This window comes from Novosphingobium aromaticivorans DSM 12444 (assembly GCF_000013325.1).
Lineage (GTDB): Bacteria > Pseudomonadota > Alphaproteobacteria > Sphingomonadales > Sphingomonadaceae > Novosphingobium > Novosphingobium aromaticivorans.
Genome location: NC_007794.1, coordinates 928,466 through 947,624, shown reverse-complemented (window position 1 = coordinate 947,624; position 19,159 = coordinate 928,466). Strand labels below are relative to the sequence as shown.

The window sequence follows — 19,159 nt, the reverse complement described above, 5'->3', positions numbered from 1 at the left end:
GCGCGGAACGGCCAAGGCGAAAATTGTGGAATTGCAGTTAGGGTGCACTGGTGCGATAGGCAAGCGCATGCAACCCGCCCGGCGGCCGCAGCCGCAAGCCCTCGATCGACGCTTGCGCCTTGCGCGCGCGGCCCTCTCGGCCTCGGGCCTCGCGCTGGCCGCGATGCTCGCACCGGCGGCAGCCGCGCAGGACGCTTCGATCAACGCCGAATCGTCGCCCGACGATGTCGTCCGCTTCGAAGCCGACAAGGTCCGCTACGACAGCAACGCCGAACTGGTGACCGCCACCGGCAATGTCGTGCTGCGCCACGAGGACCAGACCGTGCGCGCCGACAACGTGACCTGGGACCGAAACAGCGGCCAGATCGTCGCCAATGGCAACATCCGCTTCGTCGATGTCGACGGCAATGTCGTGTACACCGAGAAGGTCGAGCTGACCGACGAGTTCAAGGCAGGGGCTATCGAGGACCTGCTGGTCGTGCTGCGCAGCGGAGGCCGTCTTGCCGCCGAACGCGGCAGCCGCGACGCCGAAGGCAACATGACGCTCGAGACCGCCGCCTATTCGGGTTGCGCGGTCGAGGACGAAAAGGGCTGCCCCAGGAAGCCGAGCTGGGAAGTGACCGCCACGCGCGTCTACTTCGACGCCAAGGAGCGGCGGGTGAAGTACAAGGGCGCCACGCTGCACCTGTTCGGCGTGCCGATCCTGCCCTTGCCCGGGCTTGGACACACCTCGGACTTCCGCGCGGAGACGGGGCTGCTCATCCCCGACTTCCGGCTGGGCGCGTCGAACGGCGCGGAAATCAGCGAGACCTGGTACTGGCGCATCGCCGACAACCGCGACCTTGCGGTGACCGGTACGTTCTACACCGGCGCACTGCCGATGCTGACGACCAAGTATCGCCACCTGACCGATCTCGGCGCGTTCCAGATTACCGGCTACGCCACGCGCAGCTCGCGCATTCCGCTGGGCAGCAATGCGGCGGGGACCGCCAATGCCAGCCAGCAATCCTGGCGCGGCTACGTCGATTCGAACGGCAAGCTGCAATTCTCGCCGGAATGGAGCCTGACCGGCAACCTGCGCCTGGCATCGGACCGCACGTTCCTGCGCCGCTACGACATCAGCCGCGACGACCGCCTGCGCTCCTCGCTCAACCTCGAGCGGATCAGCCCCGACAGCTACCTCAGCATCGCCGGGTGGGTGACGCAGACGGTGCGCGTCAACGACCCGCAGGGCATGGTGCCGCTGGCCCTGCCCGCCATCGACTACCGCCGCCGCCTGGCGTTCGACGGCATTCCGGGCCGGTTCGAGCTGGAGGCCAACAGCCTCGCCATCGTGCGCACCGCCGGACAGGACAGCCAGCGCGCCTTTGCCCGCGCGCAGTGGGATCTGCGCACGATCACCGGCATGGGGCAGGAAGTGACCCTCACCGGGCTCCTGCGCGGCGACGTCTATCACAGCAGCGACAACGAACTCACCACGACCGAGGTCTATCGCGGCCTTTCGGGCTGGCAGACGCGCGGCATCGCCACCGCCGCGCTCGACGTGAAGTGGCCCTTCGTGGGCGAGGTCTTCGGCGGAAGCCAGGTGCTGACCCCGCGCTTCCAGGTCGTCGCGACGCCGGGCGTGCGCAACTTCGAGATTCCCAACGAGGATTCGCGCTCGGTCGACCTCGAGGACACCAACCTCTTCGCGCTCAACCGCTTTCCCGGCCACGACCGGATCGAGGACGGGGTGCGCTTCACCTATGGCTTCGACTGGCAGTTCCAGCGGCCGGGCCTGCGCGTCGCGACGACGATCGGGCAGAGCTACCGCCTGTCCAGCCAGAAATCGCTCCTGCCGGAAGGCACCGGGCTCACCAGCCGGGCATCGGACTACGTTGGGCGGACGACGGTGCGCTTTGGCGACGTGATCAAGTTCACGCACCGCTTCCGGCTCGACAAGGACAGCCTGGCGCTACGCCGCAACGAGTTCGACGCGACGCTGGGCGATCATCGCCGCTATGTCGAGGTCGGCTATCTCAAGCTCAACCGCAACATCGCCTCGACCTTCGAGGACCTGCAGGACCGCGAGGAGCTGCGCTTTGCCGCGCGCACGCCGATCACGCGGACGTTCTCCGTCTTCGCCTCGGGCATCGTCAACCTGACCGACCGCAACGAGGATCCGACGCTGACCTCGGACGGCTTCCAGATGCTGCGGCACCGGATCGGCGTCGCCTATACCGACGACTGCCTCGACCTGTCGTTCACCTGGCGGCGCGACTACGTGACAACCGGCGACGCCGCGCGCGGCAACTCGTTCCAGGTCTCGCTCTCGCTCAAGAACCTCGGGGTGAAGTAACGCCTCGCACTTGCCCTTTCGCGCCCGATAGGCCACTCAGCTTGGGTTAAGCCGCGCGCGGCCACAGACCCGAGGATATCAGAAGGCCGCCAACCGAGCGCCAGTTCGACAGGACCATTTCCAAGACCATGACGTCCAAGCTGAACATTTCCCGCAAGGCGGCCATTTCCGCATTTGGCCGCTCGCTGGGCACCACTGCGATGGCCCTTGCCGCATTCGCCACCGCCACTTCGCCCGTGCTGGCGCAGGGCGCGAACGCCCCGCTGAACATCCCGGCGAACCCGCAGATGTTCGGCACGAACGATCCCAACGTACGCCGCGCAACGGCCATCGTGAACGGCGAGATCATCACCGGCACCGACGTCGAACAGCGGCTTGCGCTGATCGTCTCGGCCAACGGCGGCAAGATCGACGGCGAGGAAAAGGAGCGCCTGCGCATGCAGGTGCTGCGCAACCTGATCGACGAGACGCTCCAGATCCAGGAAGCCAAGGCCGCCGACGTCCCCGCCGACGACGGACAGGTCGACGCCAGCTACGAACGCGTCGCCACGCAGAACTTCGGCCAGTCGGCCGATGCTCTGGAAAAGTACCTTGCCCGCATCGGCTCGTCCGCCGCTTCGCTCAAGCGGCAGATCCGCGGCGAGATCGCCTGGCAGAACCTGCTGCGCCGCAACGTCCAGCCGTTCGTCAACGTCTCCGAAGGCGAAGTGCAGGAAGCCATGCAGCGCCTTCAGGCGTCCAAGGGCACCGAGGAATATCGCATCGGCGAAATCTTCCTCGCCGCGACCGAGGAGAACAAGCCGCAGGTCTTCGCCAACGCCGAGAAGATCGTCGAGCAGCTCAAGCAGGGCGGCAGCTTCGTCGCCTATGCGCGCCAGTATTCCGAAGCCTCGACGGCGGCCGTGGGCGGCGACCTTGGCTGGATTCGCCTGGCCCAGTTGCCCACCGAACTGGCGACGACCGCCGCCTCCATGGGCCCCGGCCAGCTTGCCGGCCCGGTCGAGATTCGCGGCGGCTTCTCGATCCTCTACCTGATCGACAAGCGCCAGGTGCTGACCGCCGATCCCCGCGACGCGCTGCTGAGCCTCAAGCAGATCTCGATCGAGTTTCCCAAGGGCGCGACCAACGAGATCGCGACCAAGCGCGCGGCCGAGTTTGCCGCCGCCGTCAAGGCGATCAAGGGCTGCGGCGATGCCGAGGCCCAGGCCAACAAGATCGGCGCGACCGTCGTCGCCAACGACCAGATCAAGGCGCGCGACCTGCCGGGCGCGCTCCAGGAAACGCTCCTCAACCTGCCCATCGGCCAGACCACGCCGCCCTTCGGTTCCATCGAGGAAGGCGTGCGCGTGCTGATGCTGTGCGGGCGCGACGATCCGCAGGTCAACAGCGGCCCCAGCTTCGACGAGATGATGGCCCAGATCGAGGACGACCGCGTCAACAAGCGCGCCCAGACCTATCTGCGTGACCTTCGCCGCGACGCGGTGATCGAGTACAACTGAGGAAGTCCTGGGACTGGCCGGAACACTCTCGGCCAGTACCCTCGCAATGCGCGGCGGCTTGGTCTAGGGGTCGGCCATGACCGCTCTTGCTCCACTTGCGCTGACCATCGGCGATCCGGCCGGCGTCGGGCCGGAACTTGCCGCCGCCGCCTGGGCGCTCAGCGATGCCGAGGCGCTACTCCCGTTCTTCGTGGTCGGCTCTGCCCGGGTGGTGGAAGAGGCCGCCAGGCGGCGCGGCATCACCGTTCCGGTCTGCGCGGTGAAGACGACGGACGAAGTGGCCGACCGCTTTGCCGATGCCCTGCCGGTCCTCGATCTCGACGACCTGCCCTACACCCCCGGACAGCCCGACGACGCGGGCGCGTTGCTGGCCCTGAACGCGCTGGCGACCGCCACCGGACTCGTCCGGTCGGGCGCCGCATCCGCCCTGGTCACCGGGCCCATCGCCAAGAGCCGTCTCGCGCGGGTCGGCTTCGACTTTCCGGGGCAGACGGAATTCGTGGCCGACGTCTGCGGGATCACCCCCGAACACGCGGTGATGATGCTGGCCGGGCCCAGCCTGCGCGTCGTTCCCATCACCGTGCATGTCTCGCTGCGCAGCGTGCCCGACCTGCTTACCGTGGAACTCATCCGCAGCCGCGCCGCCATCGCCGCTGCGGCGCTGGCGCGCGATTTCGGGATCGCCGCCCCCCGCCTCGCCGTCGCCGGGCTGAACCCGCATGCGGGCGAGGACGGCCGCATGGGCACCGAAGACGGCGCGATCGTCGCCCCGGCCGTGGCGGCTCTGCGCGAAGCCGGGATCGACGCCTTCGGCCCGCTCCCGCCCGACACCATGTTCCACGCCGAAGCGCGCGAGCGCTATGACGCAGCCATCTGCATGTACCACGACCAGGCACTCATCCCGATGAAGGCGCTGGATTTCGACGAAGGCGTGAACGTCACGCTCGGCCTGCCGATCATCCGCACTTCGCCCGACCACGGCACCGCGTTCGCCATCGCCGGCACGGGCACCGCACGCGTCGGTCCGACAATCGCGGCGATCCGGATGGCAGGCGAATGCGCCAAACGGAGGGCCATGCCATGACCGACCTTCCCCCCCTGCGCGACGTCGTCAACCGTCACGGCCTCTACGCAACCAAGGCCCTGGGGCAGAACTTCCTGTTCGACGAGCAGTTGCTCGACCGCATCGCCCGCGTGCCGGGCAAGCTCAAGGGCGAGAACGTGCTCGAGGTCGGCCCCGGCCCCGGCGGCCTGACCCGCGCCCTGCTGCGCGCGGGGGCAAAGGTCACTGCCATCGAGATGGACAAGCGCTGCCTTCCCGCGCTGGCCGAACTGGCCGATGCCTTTCCAGGCCAACTGACAGTGATCGAAGGCGACGCGACCAAGATTGCGCCCGAAACCCTGTTCGACGGCCCCTGGCACGTCGCCGCCAACCTGCCCTACAACGTCGGCACGCAGCTTTTTACCGGCTGGCTTTCCGGACAGGACTGGCCGCCGCAGTGGAAATCGCTGACGCTGATGTTCCAGCTTGAAGTAGCCGAACGGATCGTCGCGCAGCCCGGCACCGATGCCTATGGCCGGTTGGCGGTTCTGGCCCAGTGGCGCGCCACCCCGCGCATCGCGACCCGGGTACACCGCAGCGCCTTCACCCCGCCACCCAAGGTGATGTCGGCCATCATCCACGTAGAACCCGCCGCGATGCCCGAAGGCGTTTCGGCGCGCATGCTCGAACGGGTGACCGAGGCGGCTTTCGGCCAGCGCCGCAAGATGCTGCGCCAATCGCTAAAAGGCTTGCCCGGTGCGCTGGATGCGCTCGAAACGCTCGGCATCGATCCGCAACGCCGCGCCGAAACGCTCAGCGTCGAAGATTTCGTGGCGATCGCGCGGCTGCTGACGAAGTAGGCAGCCGCGCTCCGTCGGCGGCTCAGGCCGGTTCGGCCACCTTCCCCACCGCCGCCTTCTTCTTCAGGCGCCACGCGTGCAGCAGCGGCTCGGTATAGCCGTTGGGCTGTTCCACCCCGTTGAACACGAGATCGCAGGCGGCGCGGAAGGCAAAGCTTTCCTCCCAGCGTCCGGCCATCGGCTCATAGAGCGGATCGCCGGCGTTCTGCGCATCGACCTTGGCCGCCATGCGTTTGAGGCTGTCCATCACCTGCTCACCGGTGGCCACGCCGTGCAGCAACCAGTTGGCCATGTGCTGGCTGGAAATGCGCAGCGTCGCGCGGTCTTCCATCAGGCCGACGTCGTTGATGTCGGGCACCTTCGAACAGCCGACGCCCTGGTCGATCCAGCGCACGACATAGCCGAGCAGGCCTTGCGCGTTGTTGTCCAGCTCCTCGCGCACTTCCTCGGCCGACCAGTTGGTCCCCTCCGCCAGCGGAATCGCGAGCAGCGCGTCGAGCCCCGGCGTCTTCTCCTGCGCCACTTCGCGCTGCACGTCGAACACCGCGACCTGGTGGTAGTGCATGGCATGCAGCGTGGCTGCCGTGGGCGAAGGCACCCAGGCGGTGTTCGCGCCGGTCTTCGGGTGCGCGATCTTCTGCTGCATCATGTCGTGCATCATGTCGGGCGCGGCCCACATGCCCTTGCCGATCTGCGCCTTGCCGGAAAGCCCGTGCGCAAGGCCGATGCAGACGTTGCGCTTCTCGTAGGCGGCGATCCAGCCCGACCCCTTGATCGCACCCTTGCGGATCATCGGCCCCGCCTGCATCGAGGTGTGGATCTCGTCGCCGGTACGGTCGAGGAAGCCGGTGTTGATGAAGACGATACGGTCCTTCACCGCGCGGATGCACGCGGCGAGGTTGGCCGAAGTGCGGCGCTCCTCGTCCATCACCCCGACCTTGACCGTGTGGCGATCCAGCCCGAGCAGGTCCTCGACCGCGTTGAACAGATCGTTGGTGAAGCCGACCTCTTCCGGCCCGTGCATCTTGGGCTTCACGATATAGATGCTGCCCGCGCGGCTGTTGCGATGGCGGCCCAGCCCCCTGATGTCGTGCATCGCGATGGCCGAAGTCACAACCGCATCCATGATCCCTTCGGGAATCTCGCTGCCATCGGGAAGCAGGATCGCAGGGTTGGTCATCAGGTGTCCGACGTTGCGCACGAACAGCAGGCTGCGCCCCGGCAGGGTCAGCGGCTCGCCCTTGGCCGAAGTCCACTCGCGGTCAGCCTCCAGCGCGCGGGTCAGCGTCCTGCCGCCCTTCTGGAAGCTCGCCTCCAGGTCGCCGCGCATCAGGCCCAGCCAGTTGCGATAGGCCAGCAGCTTGTCCTCGGCGTCGACCGCCGCAACCGAATCCTCGAGATCGACGATGGTCGTCAGCGCCGCTTCCATCACGATGTCGGCAATGCCCGCCTTGTCGTCTGCGCCGACCGGGTGCGCGCGGTCGAGCACGATCTCGACGTGCAGGCCATTGTTGCAAAGCAGGATGCCCCCGGGCTTCGTCCCGGCGAACTGGTCCGCGTCGCACAGCGGCGGCACGCCTTCGCCATCCCAGTCGGACCAGCTCGCGCTGTCGAGAGGGAACGTCAGGTCGAGGAATGCGCGTCCGGCGGCGACGACCGCGGCCCCGCGTTCCTTGTCGTAACCACCCGGACGGGCCGGCGGCGCATCGAGCGCGTCGGTGCCATACCATGCGTCATACAGGCTGCCCCAGCGCGCGTTCGCGGCATTAAGGACAAACCGGTCGTTGAGGACCGGCACGACGAGCTGCGGCCCCGCCATCGACGCGATCTCTCGGTCGACGTTTTCGGTTCCGATCAGGAAGTCGTCCGGCTCGGGCACGAGATAGCCGATCTCGCTCAGGAAGGCGCGGTACTCGTGCGCGTGGATGGGCTTGCCCCGACGCTCGCGGTGCCAGGAATCGATCAGCGCCTGGAGGGAATCGCGCTTCACCAGAAGCTGGCGGTTTACCGGGGTAAAGTGGCCGACAAGCGCCGCGAAGCCCTGCCAGAATGCGTCGGCCTGAATGCCGAGCGGGCCGAGAACCTCGCCGTCGATGAAAGTGGCCAGCTTCGCGTCGACCTGAAGCCCGCTGCGCTCGATACGTCCGTTCATTTCACCCATGTCCATTCGCTCACATAAACCTGCGCCCGCGGCAAACGCCGCAAGTGCCGAATCCGATGATGAACCTGGGGAGGAACGGCCCAAGGCTATGCATGATCCTGCATTGCTTTGCAACGACGAGGAAGGGGGGCGCGGAAGGGGCGCGCGGAAGGGATGGGGCAGCGACTGATAAGCGATGGCAATTTCGTTACTGGGGTTCACCCCGACCTCGGGAACCGCTAGGCTGGTTACAGATGCAACAGCTTTCGACAACGGAACGCAGCCTTGTAGAGGGAATCGACGCCGCCGCCATGCTGGCCCGGGTGGAGGCGTGGTGCGCGCTCAACACCGGCACCGGCAATCTCGATGGCCTGGCGCGGCAATGGGACCTTCTGGCCGACGCCTTCGCTGCACTGCCGGGCACGATCCGCAAGGTGGCCTCCGCCCCCGTCACCGCGATAGGCACCGACGGGCGTGAACGCGAAACGGCCAACGGCGCGCATTTCGTCCTCTCGGTCCGGCCCGATGCGCCGCGCCGCTACCTTCTGACCGGGCACATGGACACCGTGTTCGGACCGTCCCACCCGTTCCAGACCCTGCGCTGGCTCGATGGAGAAACGCTGGGCGGGCCGGGCGTTGCCGACATGAAGGGGGGCATCGCGGTCATACTCGCCGCGCTCGCCGCCTTCGAGAAAAGCCCCGTCGCGCCCTCGGTCGGCTACGACGTGATGATCAATTCCGACGAGGAGACCGGCAGCCTCTCGTCCGCCGCGCTCATCGCGGAACTCGCGCGGGGCAAGGCCGCCGCGCTGACCTATGAACCTTCCGCCCTGCCCGACGGCACGCTGGCGGGCGAACGCCCCGGCAGCGGCAACTACAGCGCGATCGTCAAGGGACGCTCGGCCCACGCCGGTCGGAACCCGCAGGACGGGCGCAACGCCATCCTCGCTGCGGCAGACCTCGCGCTGCGTCTCAAGGCCCTTCAGGAGCCGGGCCTTTCGGTGAACCCGGCGCGGATCGACGGCGGCAGCGCCAACAATGTCGTGCCCGATCACGCCATACTGCGCTTCAACGTGCGCCCGCGCCTGCCCGAACAGGCCGCGCGGTTCGACGCCGCACTGCGCGACCTCATCCTCGCGACGGAAGCTGCGCACGAGGTTTCGATCCACCTTCACGGCGGCGTCTCGCGCCCGCCCAAGCCGCTGACGGCAGAGGCCGGCGCGCTGTTCGGCCTCGTGCGCGAATGCGGCGAGGCGCTGGGCCAGCCGATCCGCTGGCAGGCCTCGGGCGGGGTTTGCGACGGCAACAACATAGCCGCCTGCGGAGTGCCCGTGGTCGACACCATGGGCGTGCGCGGCGGCGCGATACATTCCGATCAGGAGTTCCTGATCGTGCCATCGCTGGCAGAGCGCGCGGCGCTTTCCGCGCTCGTGCTGCACCGGCTTTCAGGGGGAAACCGATGACCTTTCGCATCCGTGCCGCGCGCGCGAACGATCTGCAACCGCTCTACGAGATGGCAAAGCTCACGGGCGGCGGCTTCACCAACCTGCCGCCCGATCGCAAGGCGCTGACCGCCAAGCTCAGCCGCGCTGCCGAAGCCTATGCCAATTGCGAGGAAGGCGATCCGAAGAACCCGAAGGACGAGTTGTTCGTCCTCGTGCTGGAAGACACCGCCACCGGCGAAGTGCGCGGCACCGCACAGATCTTCACCAGCGTGGGCCGGCAGTGGCCGTTCTATTCCTACCGCATGGCGACGCTGACCCAGCATTCCAAGGAACTGAACCGCACTTTCCGCGCCGAGATGCTCAACCTTGTCACCGACCTCGAAGGGTCGAGCGAGGTGGGCGGCCTGTTCCTCCACCCTTCCGAGCGTGCGGGCGGGCTGGGGATGCTGCTGGCGCGCAGCCGCTACCTGTTCATAGCGATGCACCGGAAGCGCTTTGGCGACAAGATCCTGGCGGAACTGCGCGGCGTGATCGACGAGCGCGGCGGATCGCCCTTCTGGGACGGCGTGGCGGGGCGCTTCTTCGGGATGAGCTTCCAGGAAGCCGACTATTTCAACGCGATCAACGGCAACCAGTTCATCGCCGACCTGATGCCCAAGCACCCCGTCTACATCGCGATGCTGCCCGAGACCGCCCGCTCGGCCATCGGCCTGCCCCACCCGTCGGGCCGCGCCGCGATGCGCATGCTCGAGGAGGAAGGCTTTGCCTATGAAGGCTATGTCGACATCTTCGACGGCGGCCCGACGATGACCGCGCGCACCGACCGCGTCCGCTCGATCTGCGAGGCGAAGGAAGTGACGGTCACCCACATCCGCGCGCCCGAAGGAACCGGCGGCGCCACCAAGGCACTCGTCGCCACGGGCCGCCTGGCGGACTATCGCTGCACTTTTGCGGAAGTGGCCGAAGCGGATGGGGGTCTCGTACTCGATCCCGTCGCCGCCGCCGCGCTCGGCGCAAGCGTGGGCGACAAGGTCTGGTTCGTCGGACGCTAGCCACATTCACTCGTCATGCCGAACTTGGTTCAGCATCCGTTTCCCCCCAAGCACTGGCCGCCCGGACCGGGAGATGGACCCTTAAACAAGTTCAGGGTGACGCAAGACTGAAACGATTGTTTACAGAGCCGAGTCTCGAAAGTGGGAAGCCTATGCCTCTCGTTGAAATCAACTTCGACGGCCTCGTCGGGCCGAGCCACAACTACGCGGGCCTCAGCCTCGGCAACCTCGCCTCGGCCAGCAATGCCGGCGAAGTGTCCTACCCCCGCGCAGCCGCGCTCCAGGGGCTGGGTAAAATGCGCCACAATCTTGCCCTCGGCCTCACCCAGGGCCTGTTCGCCCCCCTGCCCCGCCCCAACCCGGTCTTCCTCGGCGCGCTCGGCCTGAACGCGATCGACGAGGTCGACCAGGCACAGCGCCGGCTGCGAGCAGCAGCATGGTCGGCCTCCTCGATGTGGACCGCCAACGCGGCCACGGTCAGCCCGGCACCCGATACGCCGGACGGGCGCTGCCACCTCACCGCCGCGAACCTCGTCACCATGCCGCACCGCTCGCAGGAATGGCCCGACACCGTGCGCCAGCTTCGCCTCGCCTTTGCCGACGCCGCGCATTTCGCGGTGCACGATGCGGTTCCCGCCTGTTTCGGCGACGAGGGCGCAGCGAACCACATGCGCATGTGCAAGAGCCACGATGCGCCCGGCATCGAGATCTTCGTCTACGGCACGACAGGCGGCGCCTTCCCCGCGCGCCAGCACGAACAGGCGAGCCGCGCGGTCGCCCGCCTTCATGGCCTGGCCCCGGAACGCTGCCTGTTCGTCGAGCAGGCGCCCGAGGCCATCGCCGCCGGCGCCTTTCACAACGATGTCGTTGCCGTCGCCAACGAGCGGGTGCTGTTCACCCACGAGCAGGCATTCGCCAACCCCGAAGCCACCTATGCGGCCATCCGCGAGCGCCTGCCCGAAGCCGAGATCGTCGTCGTGCCGTCCAGCGTGGTCAGCCTTGCCGATGCCATCCGCAGCTACCTGTTCAACGCCCAGCTCCTGACGCTGCCCTCGGGCGAAATGGGCCTCGTCATTCCCGTCGAGGCCTGGGAGACGCCTTCGGTGCGCGGCTGGCTCGAAGCGCATCTCGCCTCGAACGGCCCGATCCGGCGCGTCCTGCCGGTCGACGTGCGCCAGTCGATGGCGAACGGAGGCGGCCCCGCCTGCCTGCGCCTGCGCGTCGTCGCCGACCCGGCCACGGTCGACCCGCGCTTCCTGCTGGACGAAGCCCGCGTCGCCATCGTGGAAGAGGTGGTTCGCCGCCACTGGCCTGAACAGATCGACCCGGCCGATCTCGGCAGCGACATCCTGGCGCAAACCGTGCACGGCGCGCGGGGCGCCCTGCTTGCCGCCCTGGAGCTTTCGGAACTGGCCTGATCCTTCCCGCGTATCCTTGTCGACACCCTTCGCGCGCTGTCGCTTCAGTTTACAGTGAAGAACGCGTTAACCCTGCCTATGCCAGCAATTCATGATCTGGCACGGACATTGCGAAGGAATGAACGGAAGAAGGAGCCCTGCCCGGATGCTGCGCAAGATCGGCCGCCTGTTCGTGATCAAGACCCGGTTCGAGGCGTTCGCGGTGATCTATGCCCTTGCCCTCGGCGCGGTCGAACGCGGCCATGCCTATCTCGGCCAGTACCCCGGCTTTCCCGGCAAGCTCCTGTTCCTCGCCGCGACCGGCGCGGTGTTCATCGCCGGCGGCAAGATCCTCGACGCGCTGCGCATGGAGCAGCAGCTTCGCGCCGCCGAGACTACTGACCGGGAATGAGTGAGTAGGGCGATTCTGTTGCTAGGCTCGCCCCCAGCCCCCGGTTTCCGATTCTGTTACCCGGTTCGGTCCGAACCGTGCTCTAACTTAGTAACTTCAGGGCGTTAGCCCCTAGAATTACGCCGCGAGAGCAAGTGCTTCGTTGTCGTTGGCACTTGTGAGTTTTGAGCCTTGAACGGGTTACTCAGCCCGGGTGAAAACAACGCTTTTCAACACACGTCGATCCTAGTTCGGCCCCATCAACACCCTTGCGACAACAAGGCCCGACCTTTTGCAGCCGGTGGTGATGGTGGAGCCGCCGGGTACCGCCCCCGGGTCCGCTGTGCCTATTGCACGCCGCAGTTTATCACCATAGCCGGCCTGAACCGGCACGACCCCATATAGGGAGCGCGCGCCAAATGAAAAGGGGTGGGAATGCCCCACCCCTGCTCATCCGGCGTTTCGGTCGCGCTCAGCCCTTGGCCTTCAGCGCGTCCCGGATTTCGGCCAGCAGTTCGACCTCGGTCGGGCCGGAAGGCGCCGCCGGTGCTTCCTCGGGCTTTTCGAACATCCGGTTCACCGCCTTCACGATGAGGAAGATGATGAAGGCCACGATCACGAAATTCACCGCCTGGGTGATGAAATCGCCATAGCCGATCATCGGCACGCCCGCGGCCTTCAGCTCGGCATAGCTTGTCGGATCGCCCTTGAAGTCGGCGGGCACCGGGCCCAGCCGCACGAAATAGCGGGTGAAGTCGACCCCGCCGGTCAGCCACCCGACGACCGGCATGATGACGCTTTCGGTCAGCGAGGTGACGATCTTGCCGAAGGCACCGCCGATGATCACGCCCACCGCCAGATCAAGCACGTTGCCGCGTGCGATGAATTTCTTGAATTCGCCCAGCATACCCAGGATCTCCCCCTTCACTTCGTGCGCCATGCGTCCCTTCCATCATGGTTGCCATCGCGCGGGTAACGCGACAAGTCACAATCGGTTGCGCCATGGACGAACCCTTGAACCGGGACCAGCCAGCGCTATGTCATTGCCCATGCCGGACCGCTCCCTTGCGGTCCCACAAAGGGGATTTGACGTCGATGGCCGCCACCCGCTTCACCCAGATCGCGTTCGCCACCGTTGCCGCAGCCAGCCTTTCGGCCTGCGGGATCAACTCGGTTCCAACCGCGGAGGAAGAGGCAAAGGCCCGCTGGGCCGACGTCGAGAGCGCCTATCAGCGCCGCGCGGACCTCGTGCCGAACCTGGTCGCCACGGCCAAGGGCGCCGCGGCATCCGAAACCCAGATCCTGACCAACGTGACCGACGCCCGCGCCCGCGCGACGTCGATCAACATCACGACCGACGATCTGTCGAACCCGGCAGAGTTCGAGAAATTCCAGAACGCGCAGAACCAGCTCACGCAGGCGCTGGGCCAGTTGCGCACCGTGGTCGAGAACTACCCGCAGTTGCAGAGCCAGGCGCGCTTCGCCGATCTCATGGTCCAGCTCGAAGGCACCGAGAACCGCATCAACGTGGCACGCACGCGCTACAACGAGGCGGTGCAGGCCTATAACACCACCATCCGCACCTTCCCCGACGCGATCGGCGCGAAGCTGATACACGGCGCGAAGCCGATGGTGCCGTTCAAGGCCAACGCCGGGTCCGACGTGGCGCCCACGGTCAACTTCGACATGAACGCGCCTGCTCCCGCCGCCTCGGGCAAGTAAGGTGGTCCGCCCCCTGCGGGCCTTCTGGCAGGCAGTCGCGCTGCTGTTGCTCGCGTTGGCGGGCACGGCAGCCCACGCGGCCATGCCGGCACGCCCCGCCGGACCGGTACTGGACGAGGCGCAGGTCATTCCCGATGCGGAAGAAGCCGCGATCGCCCAGCGCCTCGCGGCCTACAACGCCCAGTCCGGGCGAGCCGTGGTGGTCGCAACGGTCGCCTCGCTCGATGGGCAGGACGTCGAGACTTACGCCAACACCCTGTTCCGCGCCTGGGGCATTGGCGGCAAGCAGACCGACCAGGGACTGCTGCTCCTGATCGCTCCCAATGACCGCAAAGTGCGCATCGAAGTCGGCTACGGCCTCGAGGAATACATGCCCGATGTCCTGGCCGGACGCATCCTCTCGGGCTCGGTCACTCCGCGCTTCAAGGCAGGCGACTACGTCGGCGGCATCAACGCCGGGATCGACCAGATCCTTGCCCAGTTGAGCCGCACTCCCGCAGACGCCAAAGCCGTTGCCGAGGCTGCGGCGGCACGGCAGCAGAGCGACGGCGCGCAAGGCGGCGGAGGGTTCTTCGGAAGCGCGCTGTTCTGGATCGTCGTGATCGTGGTCTTCATCGGCATGTTCGGCGGTCGTGGCCGGCGCGGTTATGTCCAGCGCCGCAGCGGCATTGACCCCGGCATCGTTCTGTGGGGCATCAGTGAAATGGCCCGCGCCGCCTCGAACAATCGCCATTCCGGCGGCTGGGGCGGAGGCGGTGGTTCCGACTGGGGCGGCGGCGGAGGCTTCGGCGGCTTCGGCGGCGGCGATTCCGGTGGCGGCGGCGCTTCGGGGGACTGGTGATGACGCTGGTGATGACAAGGCTTACTCCGATGACCGAGGCCGATCACAAGCTCGTCTCCGATGCCGTGGCAGCAGCCGAAGCGCACAGCGCGGGCGAGATCGTCACCATCGTCACGCCGCGTTCCGATGGCTACCGCGACATCGCGCTCGCCTGGTCGGCGCTTGTCGCCTTTCTTGCGCTCGCCGCACTCGAGATCGCCCCCGGCTTCTACCTTGCGCTGGTGGAGCGCCTTCTTGGCCTGTGGGCGCACGAATGGACCCCGCGCGCGGTGCTCGGCCTCGCGCTCGCCGTCGCGGCACTAAAGTTCGGAGGGACATGGCTGATCCTGCGGTTCACGCCGCTGGGGTTGTGGCTCACCCCCCGCCGCATCCGCAACGCCCGCGTGCGCGACCGCGCGCTCACCTGCTTTCGCGTCGGCGCGGAAAGCCGCACTTCGGGCCGCACCGGCGTGCTGATATACCTCAGCCTTGCCGAACATCGTGCCGAGATCATTGCCGACGCCGCCATCGCATCGAAGGTCTCGCCCGAAACCTGGGGCCACGCGATGAAGGCCATGCTAGATCCGCTGCGGCAGGGCCGCATGGCCGAAGGCATGGCCGCCGCCGTGGCCGAAGTGGGCAAGGTCCTTGCCCTGCACTTCCCCCGCGCCGAAGGTGACATCAACGAATTGCCGGACAGATTGATCGAAGTATGAGCCTCGAGGAAGAATACCGCGACCATCCCGAAGTCACGCATTGGCAGGGCCGGTTCATCGTCACCAAGACCCGCGGACGCTGGGAATACGTCTCGCGCAACCGCAACATCAAGGCCGCCGTCATCCTCGCCATCGACGATGGCCATGTCCTGCTGGTCGAGCAGTTCCGGGTGCCGCTCGGTCGCCCCTGCATCGAGCTTCCCGCCGGGCTGATCGGCGACGAGGCGGGTGCCGAGAACGAGGACGCCGCCACGGCCGCCTCGCGCGAGCTTGAGGAAGAGACGGGCTATCGCCCGGGACGGATCGAATCGCTGGGCGAATTCCATTCCTCTCCCGGCATGGTGACCGAAGCCTTCACCCTGTTCCGCGCGTACGATCTCGAAAAAGTTTCCGAGGGCGGCGGCGTGGAAGGCGAAGGCATCACCGTCCACCGGGTTGCCCTTACGGAAATCGAGAGCTTTCTCTCGGCCAGGCGCGCGGAGGGCTATGCCATCGACGTGCGGATGCTCCTGCTTCTCGCCCCCGGCATCATGGGCTGACACTTCCGCCGCTTGCGTGATGGCTCCTAACTTGCTTCGTTGACGCAAACGGAAAGCAGGAGAGGCAGAAGATGGGCAGGGTTCAGGGCAAGAAGGCACTCGTCACCGGGGCGGCGCAAGGCCTCGGCGCGGCACACGCATGGATGCTGGCGCGCGAAGGCGCCAGGGTGCTGCTCACCGACATCAACGGCGAAGGCGCAACGGCAACGGCTGCGGCAATCAACGCCGAACTGGGGGCAGGCACGGCTTTCGCCATGCGCCATGACGTGACCAGCGCGGACGATTGGGACGCGGCAATCGCGTTCGCCGCCGAGAAGCTCGGCGGGCTTTCGGTCCTGGTCAACAACGCGGGCGTCGGCGTGCGCGGCAATATCGAGACCTGCACGCTGGAAGAATGGCACCGGGGCTTTGCCATCAACGTCGACAGCGTGTTCCTGGGTTGCCAGAAGGCGCTGCCGCTGCTGCGCGACAGCCAGCCCGCCTCGATCGTCAACATCAGCTCGATCGCGGGTCTCATCGCCTCGGACACGATGCCCGGCTACAACGCCAGCAAGGCGGCGGTGTGGATGCTGACCAAGTCGGTCGCGCTGTACTGCGCCAAGCGCGGCTGGGACATCCGCTGCAACTCGGTCCACCCGACGTTCGTCGACACCCCGATCCTCGACGGCATCAGCGCGAACGCCAATCTGGAAAAGTCGGTGGTCATGGGCAAGCTCGCCCGCCAGATCCCGCTGGGCCGCGTGGGCGAACCCGACGACATTGCGGCGGGCGTGCTCTACCTCGCCAGCGACGAAAGCCGCTTCATGACCGGCGCGGAGCTGAAGCTGGATGGCGGCATCTCGGCGATGTGATCCCGGGCACATCGCGGGTGGCCGTTCGGGCGCGATGCAGAAACCGCTGTCCTACACGCCCCCAAGATGCCAGCGTCCCCGTTCGCTCCTTGAACCGCGAACCGCCCGCCCGGCCCTTTCCCCGCGCTGTTTCCGCACACGAAAAGGGCCGGTCGAACGAGATGTCCGACCGGCCCTGATGTTTTGCTCTGGACAGTGTAAACCGTGTAAACCCGTTCAGGTTCAGAACACCACGACTGAACGGATCGACTTGCCGGCGTGCATCAGGTCGAAGGCGGTGTTGATCTCTTCCAGGCCCATGACATGGGTGATCATCGGGTCGATCTCGATCTTGCCGGTCATGTACATGTCGACGATCTTGGGCACGTCGGTGCGGCCCTTGGCGCCGCCGAAGGCCGTGCCGCGCCAGTTGCGGCCGGTGACGAGCTGGAACGGACGCGTGCTGATTTCCTTGCCCGCCTCGGCCACGCCGATGATGATGGAGGTGCCCCAGCCGCGATGGCAGGCTTCAAGCGCCGTGCGCATCACTTCGGTGTTGCCGGTGGCGTCGAAGGTGTAGTCCGCGCCGCCGTCGGTCATGGCGACGACCTTGGCGACGACGTCCTCGCGGCTCATGCCCTTGCTGTTGAGGAAGTCGGTCATGCCGAACTTGCGGCCCCATTCCTCGCGGTCGGGGTTGATGTCGACGCCGATGATCTTGCCGGCACCGGCAAGCCGCGCGCCCTGGATCACGTTGAGGCCGATGCCGCCGAGGCCGAAGACCACGACGTTGTCACCGACCTGGACCTTGGCGGTGTTGATCACCGCGCCGACGCCCGTCGTCACGCCGCAGCCGATATAGCACGAGGTCTTGAACGGCGCGTCCTCGCGGATCTTGGCAACCGCGATCTCGGGCAGGACGGTGAAGTTAGAGAAGGTCGAGCAGCCCATGTAGTGGAACACGGTCTGGCCCTTGTACGAAAAGCGGCTGGTGCCGTCGGGCATCAGGCCCTGCCCTTGCGTGGCGCGGATCGCGGTGCACAGGTTGGTCTTGCCCGAGAGGCACGATTTGCACTGGCGGCATTCCGGCGTGTAGAGCGGGATCACGTGATCGCCGGGCTTCACCGAAGTGACCCCAGGGCCCACCTCGCGCACGATACCGGCGCCTTCGTGGCCCAGCACGCTGGGGAAGATGCCTTCGCTGTCGAACCCGTCGAGCGTGTAGGCATCGGTGTGGCACACGCCGGTCGCCATGATCTCGACCAGCACTTCGCCAGCCTTGGGGCCTTCGAGGTCCAGTTCGACGATCTCGAGCGGCTGCTTGGGCGCGAACGCAACTGCGGCGCGGGTCTTCATTTCGTGCGGTCTCCCTTTGACGTGGCGGTCCGATAGCATAATTGCTACAGCCCTGTTAAATTGCGCAATACGCGAAACACTGTTGCAAGACGAGAATAATGAGCAATCGCTGGGACGGGATAGACGAGGTCGTGGCAGTGGCCGATACCGGCACTTTCGTGGCCGGGGCCAAACGGCTCGGAACCTCCACATCGCACGTCAGCCGGGCGGTCGCGCGGCTCGAACAGAGCCTCGGCGCGCAGTTGTTCCACCGCACCACCCGCGCCGTCAGCATGACCGATACCGGGCGCATGCTGGTCGACCAGTTCCGCCGCCTGATCGCAGAGCGCGACGAGGCCATCGCGATGCTCGATCTCCAGGGCGAGCCGCAGGGGCAGCTTCGCATCACCTGCCCCACCGCGCTGGGCGAGCGGTTCGTCGCGCCCATCGTGCGGGCCTATGTGCAGGAATATCCCAAGCTCTCGGTCGACCTCGACATGTCGAACCGCGTGGTCGAACTGGTCTCCGAAGGCTACGACCTTGCCATCCGCACCGGCACCCTGCCCGACAGCCGCCTGATCCGCACGCAGATCGCGACGCGCGGCATCGTCACCTGCGCCGCGCCTTCCTATCTGGAAGAGCGCGGGACGCCGCAGACGGTGGACGACCTGCTTGGCCACGAGTGCATCCCCGCGACGTCCGACGTGTGGCGCTACCGCGTGGACGGCGAGCAGCGGACCATCCGGCCCCGGGGACGCTGGCGTTGCAGCAACGGCGCGGCGGTGTTCGACGCGGCGGTGGCCGGCATGGGCCTGTGCCAGCTGCCCGCCTTCTACGTGAACAGGGCCATCGCCGCCGGTCAGCTCGTCCCGGTGCTGGACGAGTTCCGGCCCGAGGACGACCCGATCTGGGCAGTCTACCCGCAGCGCCGCCATCTCCTCCCCAAGGTGCAGCGGCTGATCGAGAAGCTGCGCCGCGAGTTGCCGACCGCGCTTCTGGCAGGCTGAACCGCTCCGGACGAAATACCTATGCA

General features: G+C 66.9%; 17 protein-coding genes and 1 other RNA gene. 14 read left to right on the top strand and 4 right to left on the bottom strand.

Features of this window, described 5'->3' with window-relative positions; all coding sequences use genetic code 11:
* Positions 1-67: 67 nt before the first annotated feature.
* The 4 genes from SARO_RS04450 to rsmA all read left to right on the top strand — a co-directional run bounded on the left by SARO_RS04450 (position 68) and on the right by rsmA (position 5,739).
* Positions 68-2,338 carry an LPS-assembly protein LptD gene (locus SARO_RS04450; RefSeq protein WP_011444548.1) on the top strand — a complete coding sequence of 757 codons (2,271 nt, stop codon included), beginning with the start codon at positions 68-70 and terminating at the stop codon, positions 2,336-2,338.
* Between the two features lie 128 nt (positions 2,339-2,466).
* Positions 2,467-3,837, top strand: coding sequence for a peptidylprolyl isomerase (locus SARO_RS04445; protein ID WP_011444547.1), 1,371 nt, complete (start codon positions 2,467-2,469; stop codon positions 3,835-3,837).
* A gap of 76 nt (positions 3,838-3,913) precedes the next feature.
* Positions 3,914-4,921 (top strand): 4-hydroxythreonine-4-phosphate dehydrogenase PdxA, encoded by a 1,008-nt coding sequence (gene pdxA, locus SARO_RS04440; protein ID WP_011444546.1) that lies wholly within the window; start codon positions 3,914-3,916, stop codon positions 4,919-4,921.
* Positions 4,918-5,739, top strand: coding sequence for a 16S rRNA (adenine(1518)-N(6)/adenine(1519)-N(6))-dimethyltransferase RsmA (gene rsmA, locus SARO_RS04435; protein ID WP_011444545.1), 822 nt, complete (start codon positions 4,918-4,920; stop codon positions 5,737-5,739). Before pdxA ends, rsmA begins: the two co-directional genes overlap by 4 nt.
* 22 nt (positions 5,740-5,761) lie before the next feature.
* On the opposite strand, the gene SARO_RS04430 is transcribed toward rsmA, so the two are convergent.
* Positions 5,762-7,891, bottom strand: a complete 2,130-nt coding sequence (locus tag SARO_RS04430; protein WP_041550714.1) for a malate synthase G — start codon at positions 7,889-7,891, stop codon at positions 5,762-5,764.
* 242 nt (positions 7,892-8,133) lie between these two features.
* Between SARO_RS04430 and SARO_RS04425 the strand changes: the two genes are divergently transcribed.
* From SARO_RS04425 to SARO_RS04410, 4 genes are all read left to right on the top strand, one after another.
* The gene (locus SARO_RS04425; protein ID WP_011444543.1) at positions 8,134-9,342 is read left to right on the top strand and encodes a hydrolase; all 1,209 of its coding nucleotides are present in this window, start codon (positions 8,134-8,136) and stop codon (positions 9,340-9,342) included.
* Entirely contained in the window at positions 9,339-10,376 is a 1,038-nt protein-coding gene (locus SARO_RS04420) for an arginine N-succinyltransferase (RefSeq protein ID WP_011444542.1), read from the top strand. The genes SARO_RS04425 and SARO_RS04420 overlap by 4 nt, the downstream gene beginning before the upstream one ends.
* Positions 10,377-10,528: 152 nt before the next feature.
* Complete coding sequence (locus tag SARO_RS04415; protein WP_011444541.1) at positions 10,529-11,794, top strand: N-succinylarginine dihydrolase; 1,266 nt, start codon at positions 10,529-10,531, stop codon at positions 11,792-11,794.
* A gap of 145 nt (positions 11,795-11,939) precedes the next feature.
* Positions 11,940-12,185, top strand: coding sequence for a membrane protein (locus tag SARO_RS04410; protein WP_011444540.1), 246 nt, complete (start codon positions 11,940-11,942; stop codon positions 12,183-12,185).
* A gap of 3 nt (positions 12,186-12,188) precedes the next feature.
* Here the strand turns inward: SARO_RS04410 and ssrA are convergent.
* Both ssrA and mscL read right to left on the bottom strand, forming a co-directional pair.
* Positions 12,189-12,594: a transfer-messenger RNA gene (gene ssrA, locus SARO_RS20555) on the bottom strand.
* Positions 12,595-12,636: 42 nt separating this feature from the next.
* Positions 12,637-13,104: a large conductance mechanosensitive channel protein MscL gene (gene mscL, locus SARO_RS04405; protein WP_011444539.1), complete on the bottom strand. Its 468-nt coding sequence runs from the start codon at positions 13,102-13,104 to the stop codon at positions 12,637-12,639.
* A gap of 155 nt (positions 13,105-13,259) precedes the next feature.
* On the opposite strand from mscL, the gene SARO_RS04400 reads away from it, so the two are divergent.
* The 5 genes from SARO_RS04400 to SARO_RS04380 all read left to right on the top strand — a co-directional run bounded on the left by SARO_RS04400 (position 13,260) and on the right by SARO_RS04380 (position 16,812).
* On the top strand, positions 13,260-13,886 hold the full coding sequence (locus tag SARO_RS04400) for a LemA family protein (protein WP_011444538.1): 627 nt from the start codon (positions 13,260-13,262) through the stop codon (positions 13,884-13,886).
* Between the two features lies 1 nt (position 13,887).
* Positions 13,888-14,727, top strand: coding sequence for a TPM domain-containing protein (locus SARO_RS04395; RefSeq protein ID WP_011444537.1), 840 nt, complete (start codon positions 13,888-13,890; stop codon positions 14,725-14,727).
* A gap of 11 nt (positions 14,728-14,738) precedes the next feature.
* Positions 14,739-15,422, top strand: a complete 684-nt coding sequence (locus SARO_RS04390; protein ID WP_041550711.1) for a TPM domain-containing protein — start codon at positions 14,739-14,741, stop codon at positions 15,420-15,422.
* Positions 15,419-15,961, top strand: a complete 543-nt coding sequence (locus SARO_RS04385) for an NUDIX hydrolase (RefSeq protein ID WP_011444535.1) — start codon at positions 15,419-15,421, stop codon at positions 15,959-15,961. Before SARO_RS04390 ends, SARO_RS04385 begins: the two co-directional genes overlap by 4 nt.
* A 71-nt stretch (positions 15,962-16,032) precedes the next feature.
* Entirely contained in the window at positions 16,033-16,812 is a 780-nt protein-coding gene (locus tag SARO_RS04380) for an SDR family oxidoreductase (protein WP_011444534.1), read from the top strand.
* 222 nt (positions 16,813-17,034) lie between these two features.
* Here the strand turns inward: SARO_RS04380 and SARO_RS04375 are convergent, their stop codons facing one another.
* The gene (locus SARO_RS04375) at positions 17,035-18,147 is read right to left on the bottom strand and encodes an S-(hydroxymethyl)glutathione dehydrogenase/class III alcohol dehydrogenase (RefSeq protein WP_041550136.1); all 1,113 of its coding nucleotides are present in this window, start codon (positions 18,145-18,147) and stop codon (positions 17,035-17,037) included.
* A 98-nt stretch (positions 18,148-18,245) separates the two neighbouring features.
* Between SARO_RS04375 and SARO_RS04370 the strand changes: the two genes are divergently transcribed.
* On the top strand, positions 18,246-19,133 hold the full coding sequence (locus SARO_RS04370; RefSeq protein ID WP_011444532.1) for a LysR substrate-binding domain-containing protein: 888 nt from the start codon (positions 18,246-18,248) through the stop codon (positions 19,131-19,133).
* The last annotated feature ends 26 nt before the right edge of the window (positions 19,134-19,159 follow it).